Annotated in this window: 13 protein-coding genes; 6 read left to right on the top strand and 7 right to left on the bottom strand. The window is 69.1% G+C overall.

The window, feature by feature from the left end:
• The first annotated feature begins 127 nt into the window (after positions 1–127).
• The 3 genes from WJ12_RS11700 to WJ12_RS11710 all read left to right on the top strand — a co-directional run bounded on the left by WJ12_RS11700 (position 128) and on the right by WJ12_RS11710 (position 3,270).
• Positions 128–880 carry a glycosyltransferase family 2 protein gene (locus WJ12_RS11700; protein WP_034190756.1) on the top strand — a complete coding sequence of 251 codons (753 nt, stop codon included), beginning with the start codon at positions 128–130 and terminating at the stop codon, positions 878–880.
• A gap of 130 nt (positions 881–1,010) precedes the next feature.
• Complete coding sequence (locus WJ12_RS11705) at positions 1,011–1,853, top strand: glycosyltransferase family 2 protein (RefSeq protein ID WP_034190755.1); 843 nt, start codon at positions 1,011–1,013, stop codon at positions 1,851–1,853.
• Between the two features lie 136 nt (positions 1,854–1,989).
• Positions 1,990–3,270 carry an O-antigen ligase family protein gene (locus WJ12_RS11710; RefSeq protein WP_034190754.1) on the top strand — a complete coding sequence of 427 codons (1,281 nt, stop codon included), beginning with the start codon at positions 1,990–1,992 and terminating at the stop codon, positions 3,268–3,270.
• Between the two features lie 133 nt (positions 3,271–3,403).
• On the opposite strand, the gene WJ12_RS11715 is transcribed toward WJ12_RS11710, so the two are convergent.
• The 3 genes from WJ12_RS11715 to dnaE all read right to left on the bottom strand — a co-directional run bounded on the left by WJ12_RS11715 (position 3,404) and on the right by dnaE (position 9,672).
• Positions 3,404–4,582: a glycosyltransferase family 9 protein gene (locus WJ12_RS11715; protein ID WP_059558138.1), complete on the bottom strand. Its 1,179-nt coding sequence runs from the start codon at positions 4,580–4,582 to the stop codon at positions 3,404–3,406.
• A gap of 163 nt (positions 4,583–4,745) precedes the next feature.
• Entirely contained in the window at positions 4,746–5,831 is a 1,086-nt protein-coding gene (locus WJ12_RS11720) for a glycosyltransferase family 9 protein (RefSeq protein ID WP_059558140.1), read from the bottom strand.
• Between the two features lie 307 nt (positions 5,832–6,138).
• Positions 6,139–9,672, bottom strand: coding sequence for a DNA polymerase III subunit alpha (gene dnaE, locus WJ12_RS11725; RefSeq protein ID WP_034190751.1), 3,534 nt, complete (start codon positions 9,670–9,672; stop codon positions 6,139–6,141).
• Between the two features lie 216 nt (positions 9,673–9,888).
• On the opposite strand from dnaE, the gene WJ12_RS11730 reads away from it, so the two are divergent.
• Positions 9,889–10,743, top strand: coding sequence for a sulfurtransferase (locus tag WJ12_RS11730; protein WP_069245679.1), 855 nt, complete (start codon positions 9,889–9,891; stop codon positions 10,741–10,743).
• A gap of 19 nt (positions 10,744–10,762) precedes the next feature.
• Entirely contained in the window at positions 10,763–11,656 is an 894-nt protein-coding gene (gene gluQRS, locus WJ12_RS11735; RefSeq protein WP_059558144.1) for a tRNA glutamyl-Q(34) synthetase GluQRS, read from the top strand.
• A gap of 174 nt (positions 11,657–11,830) precedes the next feature.
• On the opposite strand, the gene WJ12_RS11740 is transcribed toward gluQRS, so the two are convergent.
• From WJ12_RS11740 to purT, 4 genes are all read right to left on the bottom strand, one after another.
• Positions 11,831–13,336, bottom strand: a complete 1,506-nt coding sequence (locus WJ12_RS11740; RefSeq protein WP_462477492.1) for a DEAD/DEAH box helicase — start codon at positions 13,334–13,336, stop codon at positions 11,831–11,833.
• Between the two features lie 465 nt (positions 13,337–13,801).
• Positions 13,802–14,182: an MliC family protein gene (locus WJ12_RS11745; RefSeq protein ID WP_034190747.1), complete on the bottom strand. Its 381-nt coding sequence runs from the start codon at positions 14,180–14,182 to the stop codon at positions 13,802–13,804.
• Positions 14,183–14,268: 86 nt separating this feature from the next.
• Positions 14,269–14,454: a DUF6726 family protein gene (locus WJ12_RS11750; RefSeq protein WP_006497052.1), complete on the bottom strand. Its 186-nt coding sequence runs from the start codon at positions 14,452–14,454 to the stop codon at positions 14,269–14,271.
• An 18-nt stretch (positions 14,455–14,472) separates the two neighbouring features.
• On the bottom strand, positions 14,473–15,687 hold the full coding sequence (gene purT, locus WJ12_RS11755) for a formate-dependent phosphoribosylglycinamide formyltransferase (protein ID WP_059558146.1): 1,215 nt from the start codon (positions 15,685–15,687) through the stop codon (positions 14,473–14,475).
• Between the two features lie 213 nt (positions 15,688–15,900).
• Here purT and WJ12_RS11760 point away from each other — a divergent pair, with 213 nt between their 5' ends.
• The gene (locus WJ12_RS11760) at positions 15,901–16,446 is read left to right on the top strand and encodes an META domain-containing protein (protein WP_034190745.1); all 546 of its coding nucleotides are present in this window, start codon (positions 15,901–15,903) and stop codon (positions 16,444–16,446) included.
• Positions 16,447–16,587 lie beyond the last annotated feature (141 nt).

The raw sequence follows: 16,587 nt of genomic DNA on the forward strand, positions 1-16,587 counted from the left end.
GGGTGCCTAAAAGGGCCCAACATTATAGCCGCACCGCCCCCGCCGGCACGGGCAGGGACGATGCGGCCGGCGGCCGGGCCGCGAGTATACTGCCGCTCACCGATTTCACCGCCTTTCCGACGATTTCATGGCTGAACCCTCCCTCGGCGTCGCCCTCATCGCCCTCAACGCGTCCGCACGGCTCGCGCAGTGCCTCGGCGCGCTGTCGTTCGCCGACGACGTCGTCGTCATCGACGGCGGCAGCACCGACGATACCGTCGCGATCGCGCAGGCGCACGGCGCGCGCGTGATCGTCGAGCGCGACTGGCCGGGCTTCGGCCCGCAGAAGAACCGCGCGCTCGACGCGCTCGGCACCGACTGGATCCTGTCGCTCGATACCGACGAAGTCGTCACGCCGGAACTCGCCCGGTCGATTCGCGACGCGATCCGCGCGCCGGCCGCGCAGGTCTATGCGGTCGACCGGCTGTCGAGCTTCTGCGGCCAGTGGATCCATCACAGCGGCTGGTATCCGGACTGGGTGCCGCGCCTGTTCCGGCGCGGCACCGCGCGGTTCTCGGACGACCTCGTGCACGAGCGCCTCGTGTTCGACGGCGCCGCGCAGCGCCTGGCCGGCAAGCTGATGCACTATTCGTACGAGGACTTCGAGACCGTCGTGCGCAAGCTCGACGCGTATTCGACGGCCGGCGCGCGCCAGCGCCGCGCGGCCGGCCAGCGCGGCGGCTTCGGCAAGGCGCTCGCGCGCGGCGCGTGGGCGTTCGTGCGCACCTACGTGCTGCGGCGCGGGTTCCTCGACGGTCGCGCCGGCTTCATGATCGCCGTCTTCAACGCGGAAACCGTGTATTACCGCTTCCTGAAGCTCGGCCACGAAGCCGCGCGCTGAGCGCCCGCCCCGCACACCGCCGGCGTGCGGGCGGCCCGGCGTTACAATGCCGGGCTGCCCGCGCCGCGCGTGCCCGCCCGAAGGCGCCGCCGCCCGCCGCCCGCCACGACGACCACCGAATCCGACCGCCATGTTCTCCATCATCATTCCGACCTGGAACAACCTGCCGTACCTCAAGCTCGTCGTCGACAGCCTGCGCCGCCACTCCGCGTACGATCACCAGATCATCGTGCACGTGAACGACGGCTCGGACGGCACGCTCGACTGGGTGCGCGGCGAAGGCATCGAACACACCGCGTCACCGGCCAATATCGGCATCTGCCATGCGGTGAACCTGGCCGCCGCCCGGGCGACGCGCGATTACGTCGTCTACATGAACGACGACATGTTCTGCTGCCCCGGCTGGGACACGGCCCTCGTGCGCCGTATCGAGCAGATGCCGACCGATCTCTTCATGCTGTCGGGCACGATGGTCGAGCCGGTCGACACGCGCAACCCGTGCGTCGTCGTCAGCAATTTCGGCCGTGACGCCGAGCAATTCGACGCGGCGGGCCTCGTCGCCGCGACGCCGAAGCTCGCCCGCGCGGACTGGCTCGGGTCGACCTGGCCGCCGACGCTCGTGCACCGCGACTGGTGGAACCGCATTGGCGGCTACAGCAGCGAACTGTCGCCCGGCATGAGCAGCGACAACGACTTCTCGATGAAATTCTGGGACGCCGGCTGCCGGATCTTCCTCGGCGTCGGCGACAGCCTCGTCTATCACTTCCAGCAGAAAAGCACGGGCAAGATCGTCAAGAACGACGGCCGCCGCCAGTTTCTCAATAAATGGGGCATGACCCAGGCGACGTTCGACCGCTACTACCTGCATCGCGGCGAGCCCGCCGGCCCGAACATCACGCTCGACACGCCGGCCGTGGAAGGCCGCCTGAAGCGCGCGCTGCTGCGCTCGCGGATCAAGCGCGCCTTCAGCTGATCGGGCCCCGAAAACGGCACGGAAACCCGTCCCGCTTCGCGTATACTTTGCGGTTCGTCCCGAATCTCCCGTCGGGACGCGCGGCGACGTGCAGCAGGATGTCCGCCAGCCGCATTCGTCCATTCGACAGGTTCCGATGCTTTCGTTTTCCGCTCCCGCCTCGCGGCGCCTGACCGCCGCACGCGCATTCGCCGTTGCCGCGCTCTGCATGGTGCCCGTCTCGACCGCGCTGACCAATGTGTTCTGCGGGCTGTTCGCCGCCGCGCTCGTGATCTCTCCCGAATTCTGGCGCAACCTGCGCTCGTTCTTCACCGATCCGGCTTCGCTCGCGGCACTGCTGATCCTCGCGGCGCTCGCCGTCAGCGTCACGTATACGATCGCGCCGCACAACAAGGCATGGAACTGGGTCGCGAAGTACGACAAGCTGCTGTTGCTGCCATTTGCCGTGCTCGCGTTCCGTCATTCGAACTGGGCGCCGATCGTGCAGCGCTGCTGGTTCGGCACGCTGTGCGTCATCCTGTTGCTGTCGACGACCAACTATCTCGGGTTGACCGCGATCGGGCCCGCATATGCGTCCGCGCTGCCGGTATCGCGCGCGTGGGTGTTCAAGAACCACATCGCCGCCGGCATGTTCGGCGCACTGCTGTTCTACCAGGCTGCGGATCTCGCGCTGGCGGCTCGCACGGCGCTGTCGCGCATTGCCTATGCGGTTGTCGCCGCATGGACGCTCGTCAACGTGTTCGTGATGCTGCAGGGACGCACGGGGCAGGTCATCGCGCTACTGCTGATTCTCGTTGTCGCGGTGCGTTTCGTGCTGTTGCTGCGTCGGCAGTCGGCGCTGCGCGCCGGGCTGGCCGCCGGCGTGCTCGTCCTGTCCGGCATTGCACTGGTCGTCGCAGCGTGTACGGTTCACAACGGCCGGCTCGCGGAGGTCGTGACGGAAGTGCAGCAATATCGGCAGAGCGATGCCGTCACGTCATCCGGCCTGCGCCTCGAATGGTACAAGAGAGGGCTCGAGCTGTTCAGCCAGCGCCCCGTGATCGGCTACGGTGCGGGCGGCCTCGAGGTCGAGTTCCAGAAGCTCTCGGCCGGCAAGACGGCGGCCGAAGGCCAGCTCACGTCGAACCCGCACAACGAATACCTGCTGATGGCCGTCCAGCTCGGCTCGGTCGGCCTGCTGCTGTTCGTCAACCTGATCGTGCAGATCGCGCGCGGCAGCCGCGCGCTCGATCCGCGCTCGCGGCACCTGCTGCTCGGGTGGCTCGCGATCTTCGCGATCGGCAGTCTCGCGAACTCGCTGCTGCTCGATTTCGCCGAAGGGCACCTGATCGTGCTGCTGGCCGGCATCCTGCTCGGTTGCGGCGAACGCAGCGAGGCGTTGCCGCGCGAAACGTCGGCGATCCGGCGCAGCGCGTAACGCATGACGAAACGGGTTCCGCTGCCGGCCTGCTCCGGCGGCAGCGCCCGCACATCACGCCGACGCGAGCGGGCTGCGCCGCCTCGGCACGGCGCCCCTTCGAAAGCGGAAAAGCGCGCGCCTCGCGCGCACGTCAGTCGGACCCGGCGCGAGGCAGTCGCGACGTGTCGACGATCGCGTGGGCCGCACCCGGCGGATTCAGCCCGAGCATCTCGGCCGCCGCGGCCTTCACGCGCTGCGCGCCGAGATTGGCGAGGCAGTCGCTGCGGCTGTCGACCTTGCGCTCGCAGCCTTCGTGCCGGCACGGCACGCAATCGCCCTCCCCCTGCAGCAGCCATACGTTCCCGTGCCGTCCCGAGCCGCGCAACGGCCAGGGATTCTCGGTCGCGGGCCAGTGCTGCGGCCACGGCCCCCAGCGCACCGGATCGGACGGGCCGAACAGCGCGATCGTGTCGGTGCCCGTCGCGGCCGCCACGTGGGTCGCGCCGGTGTCGGGCCCGATGAAGAGGCGCGCGCGCCGCACGAGCTCCGCGCTCTCGCCGAACGTCAGCCGGCCGACCAGGTTCAGCACGTCGCCGCCCGCTTCGGCCGCGACCTGCTCCGCATACTCGCGTTCGCTGTCCGCCGGCCCGCCCGACAGCGCGACCGCGAAGCCGTGCTCGCGCAGCCAGCCGATCATCTCGACCCAGCCGTCGAGCCGCCATTGCTTGTAGCGGAACATCGGATACGGATGCAGGACGACCAGCGGCTTGCCGGCGCGAATCGCCGGCGACTCCGCGAGCCGCGCGTCGAAGCGCGCGCGCCGCGCGGGATCGTCGCCGATGCCGGGCGCAACGACCTCGGACACCGGCTCGATGCCGATCACCGGCGCGAGTGCGAGCGTGCTGACGACCGTATGCGCGGATGCGTGATGATTGATCGCGATCCCGTTCAGCATCATTCGCGTGAGCCATGTGACACGATCCGGATCGACGAGGCCGACCCGCTTGCGGCCGGCGAACCAGCTGTAGAAACGCGGCCGGTCGGAACTCAGCGCCGCGCACGCGAGATCGTAGCGGCGCCACATCGACAACGCGTCGCGCAGCCGCTCGCGGAATCCCGCTCGCTGCGCGACGACGATCACGCGGCGTACGTCGGGATTGTGCTCGAGCACCCCCTCGGTGCCGCGAAATACCAGCATGTCGATCTGCGCATCCGGCCAGCGGGCCTTCAGCGAACGGACGAGCGGCGTCGTCAGCAGGACGTCGCCGATCCGGCGCGGCGCGGCAACGAGGATGGTTCTGGGCGGGCGGGCAGAAGAAAACAGGGCCACGGCGATCGATCTGTCTAGCTGGCTGAACAAGGCTGGCAATGTACAGGATTTTGCCGCAGCCGGCGCAGCGCGGCGCACCGGCCGTGCATGCCGTCCCGAAACGGCCCTGATGCGGCCCCGCCGGCGGGCCGCGCCCACCGTCAGCGCCGTACGGGTGCGCCCGCTACGACGCGATCGTCGCGATCGCGGGCGCGGCGGCAGCCGGCTGCTCGTGTCCCGCAGCGGCCACCGGCTCGTCGCGATGGCCGGCCCGCGGCAGCAGATGGCGCACCGCCCGCTCGACCGCGTCGACGCCGATCGCGTCGACGGTCGCGCCGGCGCGCAGGATCACATGCGGCACGCCGAGCGGGTGCCAGCGCAGGTATTTCTCGGGGCGGTCCTCGAACAGCGCGGCGACCGGCACGCCGAGCGCCGACGCGAGATGCACGGGCGCGCTGTCGGCCGACACGATCACGTCGAGCAGGCTCGCGGCAGCCATCAGTTCGGCAACCGACGACGGCGCCACGTGCCGCGCATTCACGTCGCGCCACGCCTCGTCCTCGCCGCACGTGCCGATCGCCGGGTCGCGGAACACGATCACGTCGGCGCACGGTGCAAGCCGCAGGCCGAGGTCGCGCCAGCGGTCCGCGGGCCAGCGGCGCTCGACCGCCTTGTTCGACACGAACAATCCGACGCGCGGCTTCGTGCGCGCGCCGAGCAGGCGGTACCACGTGTCCTGCAGCGTACGGTCGGGATGAACCGACAGTTCGAGGCGGTCGAGATCGGCACGGCCCAGTTCGGGCACCAGCCGGAAACCCGACAGCGCCTCGTGACACATCTGCCGCTGCGCAACGTGCTCGGGCTTGCGATCGTCGAATTCGCTGTCGGCATCGTGCCAGCGGCAATCCTTCGCGCGAAGCTGGCGCGCGAACTGCATGCTGCTGCGATGCATGCCGCCGTTCGGGACGACCACGAGGTCGAACCGCAGGCGACGCAGGCGGCGCACGAGCCGCAGCCGGTCGAAGAATGCGCGCATCCGCCCGGGACGGTCGTTGCGCTCGCACTGGCGGCTGTACACGTAGGTGTGGACCGCGTGCACGTCCGGGTTGCCGGCCAGCGCGGCCGCGTTGTAGCGGTTCGCGACCACATGGAGCTCCGCACCGGGCCAACGCGCCTTCAGCGCGCCGAGAAACGCCGTTGTACACAGCATGTCGCCGAGAAAATCAATCCGGATCACGAGGATCCGCCGCGTCGGGTTCCCATTGGCCATGGTCATGTGGTGACAGTCAGTTTTTTATCGTCGCGACGGGCCGTTCCACGGCATCCCGATCCAGGGTGATCCTGTCGCGCGTCCCGCAGACCGCCCCCGTGCATGCACACGACACACGACGGCGGTGCCGTTCGCCGCGCGAACCCGCGGCAGGCGCCGCATACATGCGGCCAGCGCGCGATTGTATAGCGTCCGGATGACCGGCCCAAGGCCCGATTACCCTCGGATGAAAGAAAACGGCCCGCCGCACCGCGCGATGGCGATGCGCCGGGCCGTCTGTCGCGACAGCCGTCTAAACAGGACGCGATCAGTACGTGATTTCGACGACGCTGCCGTCGAACGCCGCGCGCAGTTCCGCGAGCAGCACGTCGCTCGGCTTCACGCGCCACGCGTCGCCCAGACGCATTTCGCCTTGCGCCCGCGCATTGCTGTACTGGATCTGGACCGCGAGCCCGTTCGGCAGCGGCGCCTGCGGGCGACGGCCGCCATCGCGCCCGCCGCCGCGCGGCGCCGGCGCTTCGACCGCGGTCGCGGCCGCCGGATCGTCCTTCGACACGTGCGGCTCGAGCACGCGGCGCAGCGCGACCGCGTCGGCGTTGCCGTTCATCGTCAGCCGCACGGCCTGCGCATAACGGCTGCGTGCGCGTTCGAGATCCATCACGGTATCGGCCGTGAAGCGGATGCCGCCGGTGAACGCGTCATTGCGCGCCTGCCCCTGCACGATCAGCAGTTCGTCTTCCTTGAACAGCGCCTTGTTGGCCTCGAACTGTTCGTTGAAGATCGTGATCTCGCACTGGCCCGACCCGTCGTCGAGCAGCGCGATCAGCATCTTGCCGCGCTGGGTCATCTGCGTGCGCAGCGACGCGATGATGCCCGCGACGAGCTTGTCGCGCCCTTCCTTCAGGTCGCCGACCTTCTGCCGCACGAAGCGGCGCACTTCGTCACGATATGCGTCGAACAGGTGGCCGGACAGGTAGAAGCCGAGCGCCCCCTTTTCCTCCTGCAGGCGGCGCTTGTCGTCCCAGGCGGGCTCGTCGACGAGCGCATGCGCGTGCGGCGACTCGGCGCCCATGTCGAACAGGCCGGCCTGCATCGCGTTCGCCTCGGCCTGGTCGGCCGCTTCCATCGCGAGCGGCACCGACGCGATCAGCTGCGCGCGGTTCGCATTCAGCGAATCGAACGCGCCGGCGCGGATCAGCGCCTCGACCGTGCGGCGGTTGACGACGCGACGGTCGATCCGTTCGCAGAAGTCGAACAGGTCGGTGAACGCCTTCTCCTCGCGAGCGCGCAGGATTTCCTCGATCGCGTTCTGGCCGCTGCCCTTCACCGCGCCGAGGCCATAGCGAATCGTGCGCGAACGCTTGCCGTCGGCTTCGGCGACCGGCTCGAACCGGTAATGCGACTGGTTGATGTCGGGCGGCAGCACGGCGAGGTTGTTCACGACGCAGTCGTCGAACAGGATCTTCACCTTGTCGGTGTCGTCCATCGCGAGCGTCATGTTGGCCGCCATGAATTCGGCCGGATGGTGCGCCTTCAGCCACGCGGTGTAATACGCGAGCAGTGCGTAGGCAGCCGCGTGCGACTTGTTGAAGCCGTAGCCCGCGAACTTCTCCATCAGGTCGAAGATCTCGTCGGACTTCTCGCGCGAGAGGCCGTTCTTCGCCGCACCCTCGGCGAAGATCTCGCGGTGCTTGACCATCTCCTCGGGCTTCTTCTTGCCCATCGCGCGACGCAGCAAGTCGGCGCCGCCGAGCGAGTAGCCGCCGATGATCTGCGCCATCTGCATCACCTGCTCCTGATAGACCATGATGCCGTAGGTCTCTTTCAGGACGGGTTCGACGCGCGGATCCGGATACTCGACCTTCTCGCGGCCGTGCTTCCGTGCGCAGAAACTCGGGATCAGGTCCATCGGGCCCGGACGGTACAACGACACGAGCGCGATGATGTCCTCGAAGCGGTCGGGCTGCGCATCCTTCAGCATGCCCTGCATCCCGCGACTTTCCAGCTGGAACACCGCGACCGTGTTGGCCTTCTTCAGGATCTGGAACGAAGCCGGATCGTCGAGCGGCACCTGCGCGAGCGACCAGTCGGCCTTCGACGGATCGAGGCGGCGAATGTAGCGCTCGGCCCAGTCGAGGATCGTCAGCGTCGTGAGACCCAGAAAGTCGAACTTCACGAGGCCGACGGCTTCGACGTCGTCCTTGTCGTACTGGCTGACGACACCGCCTTCGTCGCCCTGCGTGTACAGCGGGCAGAAATCGGTCAGCTTGCCGGGCGCGATCAGCACGCCGCCCGCGTGCATCCCGACGTTACGCGTGAGGCCCTCGACACGCTGCGCGAGATCGAGCAGCTGGTGGACTTCGTCCTCGTGGTCGTAGCGCTCCTGAAGCTGCGGCTCTTCCTTCATCGCGTCGGCGATGGTCACGTGCTTGCCCGGCTTGAACGGGATCAGCTTCGCGACGCCGTCGGTGAACATGTAGCCGAGGTCGAGCACGCGGCCGATGTCGCGCACGGCCGCCTTCGCGGCCATCGTGCCGAAGGTGGCGATCTGCGACACGGCGTCCGCGCCGTATTTTTCCTTCACGTACTGGATCACGCGATCGCGGCCGTGCTGGCAGAAGTCGATGTCGAAGTCGGGCATCGACACGCGTTCCGGGTTCAGGAAGCGCTCGAACAGCAGGTTGTAGCGCAGCGGATCGAGATCGGTAATGCCGAGCGCGTACGCGACCAGCGAACCGGCGCCCGAGCCGCGGCCCGGGCCGACCGGCACGCCGTTGTTCTTTGCCCAGTTGATGAAGTCCGCGACGATCAGGAAGTAGCCGGGAAAGCCCATCTTCGTGATGGTCCCGCACTCGAATTCGAGGCGCTTGTAGTAGGTGTCGCGCTGCGCGTCGCGCTCGGCTTCGACCGGATACAGCTGCGCGAGACGGGTCTCGAGCCCTTCCTTCGACAGCTGGACGAGGTAGTCGTCGAGCGACATGCCGTCGGGCGTCGGGAACAGCGGCAGCTTCGGCTTGCCGAGCTCGAGCTTCAGGTTGCAGCGCTTCGCGATCTCGACCGTGTTCGCGACCGCCGACGGCAGGTCGGCGAACAGCGCGACCATGTCGTCCTGCGTGCGGAAGTACTGGTCGGTCGTGAACCGCTTCTGGCGCCGCGGATTCGCGAGGATGTCGCCTTCCGAGATACACACGCGCGCTTCGTGCGCGGTGAAATCGTCGTCGGTCATGAACTGCGTCGGGTGCGTCGCGACGACCGGCAGCTTCAGCGCCGCGGCGAGCGTCGCGGCCTGCTGGATGTACGCCTCCGCGCCCGGCTGGCCGTAACGCTGCAGCTCGATGTAAAAGCCGCCCGGGAATACCTTCGCCCAGCGCTCGGCGTGACGGCGCGCGGCGTCCTCGTTGCCGGCGGCCAGCGCGAGCCCGATGTCGCCCTGCTGCGCGCCCGACAGCGCGAGCAGCCCCTGCGAAAGCGGGCCATCGAGCCAGCTCGCGTCGAGTTCCGCGCGGCCGCGGTACTGGTTCGTGAGCCATGCCTTCGACAGCAGCTCGCAGAGATTCAGGTAGCCGACCTTGTCCTTGACGAGCAGCAGCAGCCGCGACGGCTTGTCGCGATCGTCGGGATTGGCGATCCAGACGTCGCAGCCGGCGATCGGCTTGATGCCCTTGCCGCGGGCTTCCTGGTAGAAACGGACGAGGCCGAATGCGTTGCCGAGATCGGTGAGCGCGAGCGCGCCCTGACCGTCCGCGGCCGCCGCCTTGACGATGTCGTCAATGCGCACGATGCCGTCGGCAATCGAGAATTCGGAGTGAACGCGAAGATGGACGAAGCGGGGATCTGACATGGGCGCTATTGTAGCCGCCCCGCCGCGCAGGCTGCCCAAAAAATCCCCGCGCCGGCCGTTCGGCCGATGCGCGCGGCGACACGTCGCGCGGCCGGCCGGACAGCCGGGTGCCGATGCCCGCGCGGTTTGCGGGATAATACGGGTTTTCGAATCAACGCCCCGGCTTCGCACCCTATTTTGCGGGCCGCCGTGCGGCCGTTTTCCCGTCGGACCATCATGACCATCGTCAACCTCGCCGCCTACCACTTCGTGTCGCTCGACGCGAACGAACAATGGCGCCCGCTCGTCACCGCCCGCTGCAACAAACTCGGCCTGCGCGGCACGATCCTGCTCGCCCCGGAAGGCATCAACCTGTTCATCGCCGGCACGCGCGACGCCACCCACGCGTTCATCGCGTACCTCCGCCACGATCCGCTGTTCGAAGGCAAGTTCGCGTCGCTGCAGTTCAAGGAAAGCCTGTCCGACTCGCAGCCGTTCCGCCGCATGCTCGTGCGCCTGAAGCGCGAGATCATCACGATGAAGAAACCCGCGATCAAGCCGGAGCTCGGCCGTGCGCCGTTCGTCGACGCGCACACGCTGAAGGCGTGGCTCGACCGCGGCCACGACGACACGGGGCGCCCGGTCGTGATGCTCGACACGCGCAACGCGTTCGAGGTCGACGTCGGCACGTTCGACAACGCGCTCGATTACCGGATCGACAAGTTCAGCGAATTCCCCGAAGTGATCGACGCGAACCGCGCCGACCTCGAAGGCAAGACGGTCGTGTCGTTCTGCACCGGCGGCATCCGCTGCGAGAAGGCCGCGATCCACATGAAGGAAATCGGCATCGAGAACGTGTACCAGCTCGAAGGCGGGATCCTGACGTACTTCGAGGAAGTCGGCGGCGCACACTATCACGGCGACTGCTTCGTGTTCGACTACCGCACCGCGCTGAACCCGCAACTCCAGCCGACCGAGAACGTCACCTGCTTCGCATGCCGCGCGGTCGTCACGCCGGAAGCGCAACAATCGCCGAGCTACGTGCCCGGCAAGTCGTGCCCGGCCTGCGCGCAGGCAGCCAGCGCCGCGTAAGCGCGCAACCGGCGTTCCGATGAACGACTATCGCGGCCGCTTCGCGCCGTCGCCCACCGGCCCGCTGCACTTCGGCTCGCTGGTCGGCGCGCTCGCGAGCTGGCTCGACGCACGCGCGCACGGCGGCGCGTGGCTCGTGCGCATCGAGGATCTCGACGGTCCGCGCACGGTACCCGGCGCGGCCGACGACATCCTCGCGACGCTCGCGCATTTCGGCATGACGCCCGACGAACCGCCCGTGTGGCAAAGCACGCGCGACGCGGCCTACACGGCCGCGCTCGAACAGCTCGTCGCGGCAGGGCTCGTCTATCCGTGCGGCTGCACGCGCAAGGAAATCGCCGATTCGCTGCGTGCCGCGCACGAACGCCACACGACGCTCGCGTACCCGGGCACGTGCCGCACCGGCCTGCACGGCAAGCCCGCACGCGCGTGGCGGCTGCGCGTGCCGGACGGCGGCGACGCGATCGTCGCGTTCGACGACCGCTGGCAGCACACGCAATCGCAGAACCTCGCGACCGAAGTCGGCGATTTCGTGCTGAAGCGCGCGGATGGCCAATGGGCCTATCAGCTCGCGGTCGTCGTCGACGACGCCGCCGCGCGTATCACGCATGTCGTGCGCGGCGCCGACCTGCTCGATTCGACCGCGCGCCAGATCCATCTGCAACACTGCCTCGGGGTGCCGACGCCACGGTATCTGCACGTGCCCGTCGTCGTCGATGCAAACGGCGAGAAACTCAGCAAGCAGACGGGCGCGACCGCGCTCGAACGCGCCGCCCCGCTGCCCGCGCTGCAGGCCGCGGCAGCGCACCTGGGCCTCGCGCCCGACGGTGCGCTGCCCGGCGCGACGCTGGAGGCGTTCTACGCGGCCGCGACGGCAGCGTGGGCGCGGCGCTTCGGCCCGCGGGCCGGCTGACGCGCGTGCAGCGAGCCGGCTTCGCGGCAATCGCGGCCGGCGCCCCATGACGGATGCGTCGCCTGCCGCGCCACGATCCCCCAGCCGCACCCCCAATGAAAAACGGGCACATGCTTGTCGCATGCACCCGCTCGTCCGGCAGCGCTCGCGCGCCGCCCCTGCCTTCCGCCGACCTTACGCCGACGGCTTGCGCGGCATCCCGAACCCGCCGAGCAGCGCCGCAACCTGACGCTTCGGCCCTTTCTTCTCGGGCTGTTGCGCGGGTTGTGCGTCGTCCGCCTGCTTCGCCGGCGCCGACGGCTCATACGGCTTCAGGAAGAAATCATCGACCGGCGCTTCGTGGCGACGGTGATGACCGCCGCGCTCGGAACCGCCCGACCGGCGCCCCGATGCGCCGCGATGCTCGTCGCGATCGCGACGGCCGCCTCGTTCGCCACCGCGTTCGCTGTTGCGATCGCCGCCACGGTCACCACCGCGCTCGCCGCCGCGGTCGTCGTGACGATGGCGCGCCGGCTTGTCGAGCGTGAGCGTCTGCACGTCGAGCGGACGCTTGATCAGCTTCTCGATATCGGCAAGCTGCTTGCGCTCGTTCGGGCTGCACAGCGACAGCGCATCGCCCGTCGCGCCCGCGCGGCCGGTACGGCCGATCCGGTGCACGTAGTCTTCCGCGCTGAACGGCAGGTCGAAGTTGATCACGGCCGGCAGCTCGGCGATGTCGAGGCCGCGCGCGGCCACGTCGGTCGCGACCAGTGCCTCGATCTCGCCGCGCTTGAACGCGTCGAGTGCCTGCATCCGCTCGATCTGCGTCTTGTCGCCGTGAATCGCCGACGCGACGACACCGTCGCGCTCGAGATTGCGCGCCAGGCGGCTCGCGCCGATCTTGCTGTTGCAGAACACGATCACCTGTTTCAGGCCGCGATCGCGCAGCAACTGCACGACGGCCGCCTGCTTGTCGCCTTCGGCGACGTCGTAGACGATCTGCGTGACGTTCGCGTTCGTCGAGTTGCTGCGCGCGACCTCGATCGTCTGCGGGCTGCGCAGGTAGGTCGACGCGAGCTTCTTGATTTCAGGCGAGAACGTGGCCGAGAACAGCAGCGTCTGGCGCTCCTTCGGCAGCAGGTTCAGGATGCGCTGCAGATCGGGCAGGAAGCCCATGTCGAGCATCCGGTCGGCTTCGTCGAGCACGAGGATCTGCACCTGGCCGAGGTTCGCGGTCTTCTGCTGCACGTGGTCGAGCAGGCGGCCCGGTGTCGCGATCAGGATCTCGACGCCGCGGCGCAGCTCCGCCGACTGCGGGTTCATGTCGACGCCGCCGAACACGACCGCGCTGCGCAGCGGCGTGTGCTTCGCATACGCGTGCACGTTCGCGGCGACCTGGTCGGCGAGTTCGCGGGTCGGCGTGAGGATCAGCGCACGCACGGGGTGGCGCGCCGGTGACGCGCTCGTGTTGGCCTGCGGCAGCAGGCGCTGGATGATCGGCAGCGAGAAGCTCGCGGTCTTGCCGGTGCCCGTTTGCGCGGCGCCCATGACGTCGCGGCCGGCGAGCACGACCGGAATGGCCTGCGCCTGGATCGGCGTCGGCGTCGTATAACCCTGCTCCGCAATGGCTTTCAGGATATCGGCGGCAAGGCCGAATTGGTCGAAGGTTGCGTCGACGGGCTTGGCGACAGAATCGGACATGGTGGCGTTTCGCTCAAAAGGCGCGGCGGGGACATCGTGCGTCAGGCCGGCCGGGCCTGCGCTCATCACAATTCGGAAATAGACGGAGCCGCGGCGCGCCGCGCGGCGCCGCTCTGGCGCTTGGGACCGGTTCAATGCGAACGCTGGACGCCAGGCCGTGCGGACTCCGTTCGGCGCGAATGCCGGCGGAAAGGGCCGTATTGTAGCACTGTGCGGCCGTCTGTCCGTGACAACGCCGCGAACGGCCGCACCGGCGGTTCGCGCGGCCGGCCGGTACAGGCCCGCGCGGGGCGACGGACGGCCCGCGCGGGCTATCCCGATCGGCCGGCGGCAATATCAGGGGACTGATCGCGGAGTGTCGCGTCCGGAGGCCCGTCGCCTGCCCGCGGAACGGGTGAACGGGCGGCCAGGCCCGGCAGCCGGTCGATGCGAGCGGCGCGTACGGTCCGCGACCGCGCCCGGCGCTCAGCCCTTCTTCTTTTTCTTCTCGACCTGCGCGCAATCGCCCAGCAGCGGCGGCGAATTCGGGTCGGCGATCTCGTCGCGCAGCGTCGCTTCCTTGCCCTTCGTCCACCACGTATAGCGGCCGGCCTGGTAGCGCGCGCCCGACGCCGACACGGTGTCGACGAACAGCATCTGCTTCCCGTTGACCGGCACGAGCGCGAAGCTCTGGCCGTTGCCCGCGAGCCAGTACGACACGCGCACGGGCTGCTTCTGGTTCGCGCACTGGTAGACGGCCTGCTGGCGCGCATCGGCATCGATTTCCTCGACGGTCAGCTGCGCGGCGTGCGCGACGGAAACGGCAGTGCCCGCAAGCGCGAGCGCGGCAAGGGTGTGGCGAATCATGCAGGTCCTCTCACGAGACGGGTGGAAGCGCGCCCTCCCGGGGCGCGCGATTACTGTTGACGGGCGAGCGCCCCGGCTGGCGGGGATCAGGGATCGATGACGTCGGCGCACGCGTCGGTCGGCGCCGCCGCGACGTGGCCGACGAGCGGCACGATCTTGAGCCCGGCCGAAGCCACCCGGCACGGCGCGGCCGCGAGGCCGCAACCCGCGAGACTCGCGACGAGCGCCAGCGCGGCGCCCAGCTTTCCGATACGCAACCACCTCGACGCCATCGCCCTCTCCTCGTCCCGTCAGCGGACCGACACGGGCCGGACGGCCGCGGCGGCGCGCTTCGCGCGTTCGCGGGCTTCGTCGACGGTCGCGCCGGTCGCCAGCGCGACGCCCATGCGCCGCTTCGCAAAACTTTCCGGCTTGCCGAACAGGCGCAGGTCCGCGCCCGGCACCGCGAGCGCGTCGCGTACGCCTTCGAACGCGATCCCGCGCTCGTCGAGCCCGCCGTAGATCACGGCCGACGCGGCCGGGGTCCCGAGCGCCGGATCGACCGGCAGCCCGAGAATCGCGCGCGCATGCAGCTCGAATTCCGACTGGCGCTGCGACGCGAGCGTGACGAGGCCCGTATCGTGCGGCCGCGGGCTCACTTCCGAGAACCACACGTCGTCGCCGCGCACGAACAGCTCGACGCCGAACAGCCCGCGCCCGCCGAGCGCCTCGGTGACCTTGTGCGCGATCTCGCGCGACTTCTCGAGCGCCACCGCGCTCATCGGCTGCGGCTGCCACGATTCGACGTAGTCGCCCGCGACCTGCACGTGGCCGACCGGCTCGCAGAAGTAGGTGCGCGTGGCGAGCGTCGCCGGGTCGATCGCGCGCACGGTCAGCTGCGTGATCTCGTAGTCGAAATCGATGAAGCCCTCGACGATCACGCGGCCGTGGTTCACGCGCCCGCCCGCCATCGCGTAGTCCCACGCGGCCTTCACGTCGGCGTCGGTCTTCACGACCGACTGCCCCTTGCCCGACGACGACATCACGGGCTTCACGACGCACGGCATGCCGATCTTCGCGACCGCCGCGCTGAAGGCCTCGAACGAATCCGCGAACGCATACGGCGACGTCGGCAGGCCGAGCTCCTCGGCCGCGAGCCGGCGGATCCCTTCGCGATTCATCGTGAGCTGTGTCGCGCGCGCGGTCGGGATCACCTCGGCAAGACCGGCCGTCTCGATCGCCGCGAGCGCGTCGGTGGCGATCGCCTCGATCTCCGGCACGATCAGGTGCGGACGCTCGGCCTCGACGATCGCACGCAGCGCGGCGGCGTCCGTCATGTCGATCACGTGCGCGCGATGCGCGACCTGATGGCCCGGCGCGTCCGGATAGCGGTCGACCGCGATGACTTCGACACCGAGACGCTGCAACGCGATGATGACTTCCTTGCCGAGCTCGCCGGCGCCGAGCAGCATGACGCGCGTGGCCGAGGGTGAAAGCGGCGTACCGAGCCGCTGACCGATCTGCATGTGATTTCCCGCTTCTGGTGGAGGACGAAAACGGCTCCGATGTTAACACGCGCGATGACGCCGGTTGGGGGCGTTTCGACGCGCCGGCGCCCGACCGCGCACGACGCGCAGGCACGCTGCGAACGTTTTCATGCATGAAGTGTCGGCTCGCCTGCCGCGGGGCGGGTGCGTTACTCTTACGCCTTGATCAGAATCCGATGAGGAACGAGGCTCATGTCCCACCTGTCCGCCGCCGCACGCGCACGCACCGGCCTGCTTCGCCCGTTGCGCGCGCCGCTCTGCGCGTTGACGCTTGCCACGCTTCTCGCCGCCTGCGCGATGCCGACCCATCCCGATTCCGCCGCCCCCGCGCCCGACCCGTACAACCCGGCCGCCGTCCAGCTGCTCGACGACACGAGCTGGGAACTCACCAGCTGGACGAATGCCGACGGCACGCCGCGCGCGATCCCGCACGGCGACAACGGCGAGCCGATCAAGCTCGCGCTGTCGACCGAGTCGGGCATCCGGCGCGCCAGCGGGTTCTCGGGCTGCAACCGCTACACGGGCACCTACGCGATCAAGAACGGCCTGCTGAGCTTCGGGCCGCTCGCCGGCACGCGGATGGCCTGCCCGAATTCGCTCGGCGGCCAGCTCGAGCGCGCGTACCTCGACGCGCTTGCGCACGTCGACAAGACCGGCGTGCAGATGCGCGAGCCGCAGCAATTGCAGATCGTGACCAGCGCCGGCGCAACGCTCGTTTTCACGCACCGGAGCCCTTGATGCATCACGCACGCGAAGGCTGGCCGACCGCCTTCGCGTCGCGTGTCGCGCGCGTGTGCCGGCCGCACGCGCCGCACGGCGTGAACCGAATTCACGTCGCCCGGGAATCTTGTTCGCCGGCCGGTTAAACTCGGCGGGTCG

This window comes from Burkholderia seminalis, assembly GCF_001718535.1.
Classification (GTDB): domain Bacteria; phylum Pseudomonadota; class Gammaproteobacteria; order Burkholderiales; family Burkholderiaceae; genus Burkholderia; species Burkholderia seminalis.

What these genes read in the sequence shown, in the direction of transcription:
- WJ12_RS11740 (WP_462477492.1), bottom strand. Translation starts at nt 13,336, where the DNA reads ATGTCCGATTCTGTCGCCAAGCCCGTCGACGCAACCTTCGACCAATTC.
- WJ12_RS11760 (WP_034190745.1), top strand. Translation starts at nt 15,901, where the DNA reads ATGTCCCACCTGTCCGCCGCCGCACGCGCACGCACCGGCCTGCTTCGC.
- WJ12_RS11720 (WP_059558140.1), bottom strand. Translation starts at nt 5,831, where the DNA reads ATGGCCAATGGGAACCCGACGCGGCGGATCCTCGTGATCCGGATTGAT.
- WJ12_RS11705 (WP_034190755.1), top strand. Translation starts at nt 1,011, where the DNA reads ATGTTCTCCATCATCATTCCGACCTGGAACAACCTGCCGTACCTCAAG.
- purT (WP_059558146.1), bottom strand. Translation starts at nt 15,687, where the DNA reads ATGCAGATCGGTCAGCGGCTCGGTACGCCGCTTTCACCCTCGGCCACG.
- WJ12_RS11730 (WP_069245679.1), top strand. Translation starts at nt 9,889, where the DNA reads ATGACCATCGTCAACCTCGCCGCCTACCACTTCGTGTCGCTCGACGCG.
- WJ12_RS11745 (WP_034190747.1), bottom strand. Translation starts at nt 14,182, where the DNA reads ATGATTCGCCACACCCTTGCCGCGCTCGCGCTTGCGGGCACTGCCGTT.
- WJ12_RS11750 (WP_006497052.1), bottom strand. Translation starts at nt 14,454, where the DNA reads ATGGCGTCGAGGTGGTTGCGTATCGGAAAGCTGGGCGCCGCGCTGGCG.
- WJ12_RS11700 (WP_034190756.1), top strand. Translation starts at nt 128, where the DNA reads ATGGCTGAACCCTCCCTCGGCGTCGCCCTCATCGCCCTCAACGCGTCC.
- gluQRS (WP_059558144.1), top strand. Translation starts at nt 10,763, where the DNA reads ATGAACGACTATCGCGGCCGCTTCGCGCCGTCGCCCACCGGCCCGCTG.
- WJ12_RS11710 (WP_034190754.1), top strand. Translation starts at nt 1,990, where the DNA reads ATGCTTTCGTTTTCCGCTCCCGCCTCGCGGCGCCTGACCGCCGCACGC.
- dnaE (WP_034190751.1), bottom strand. Translation starts at nt 9,672, where the DNA reads ATGTCAGATCCCCGCTTCGTCCATCTTCGCGTTCACTCCGAATTCTCG.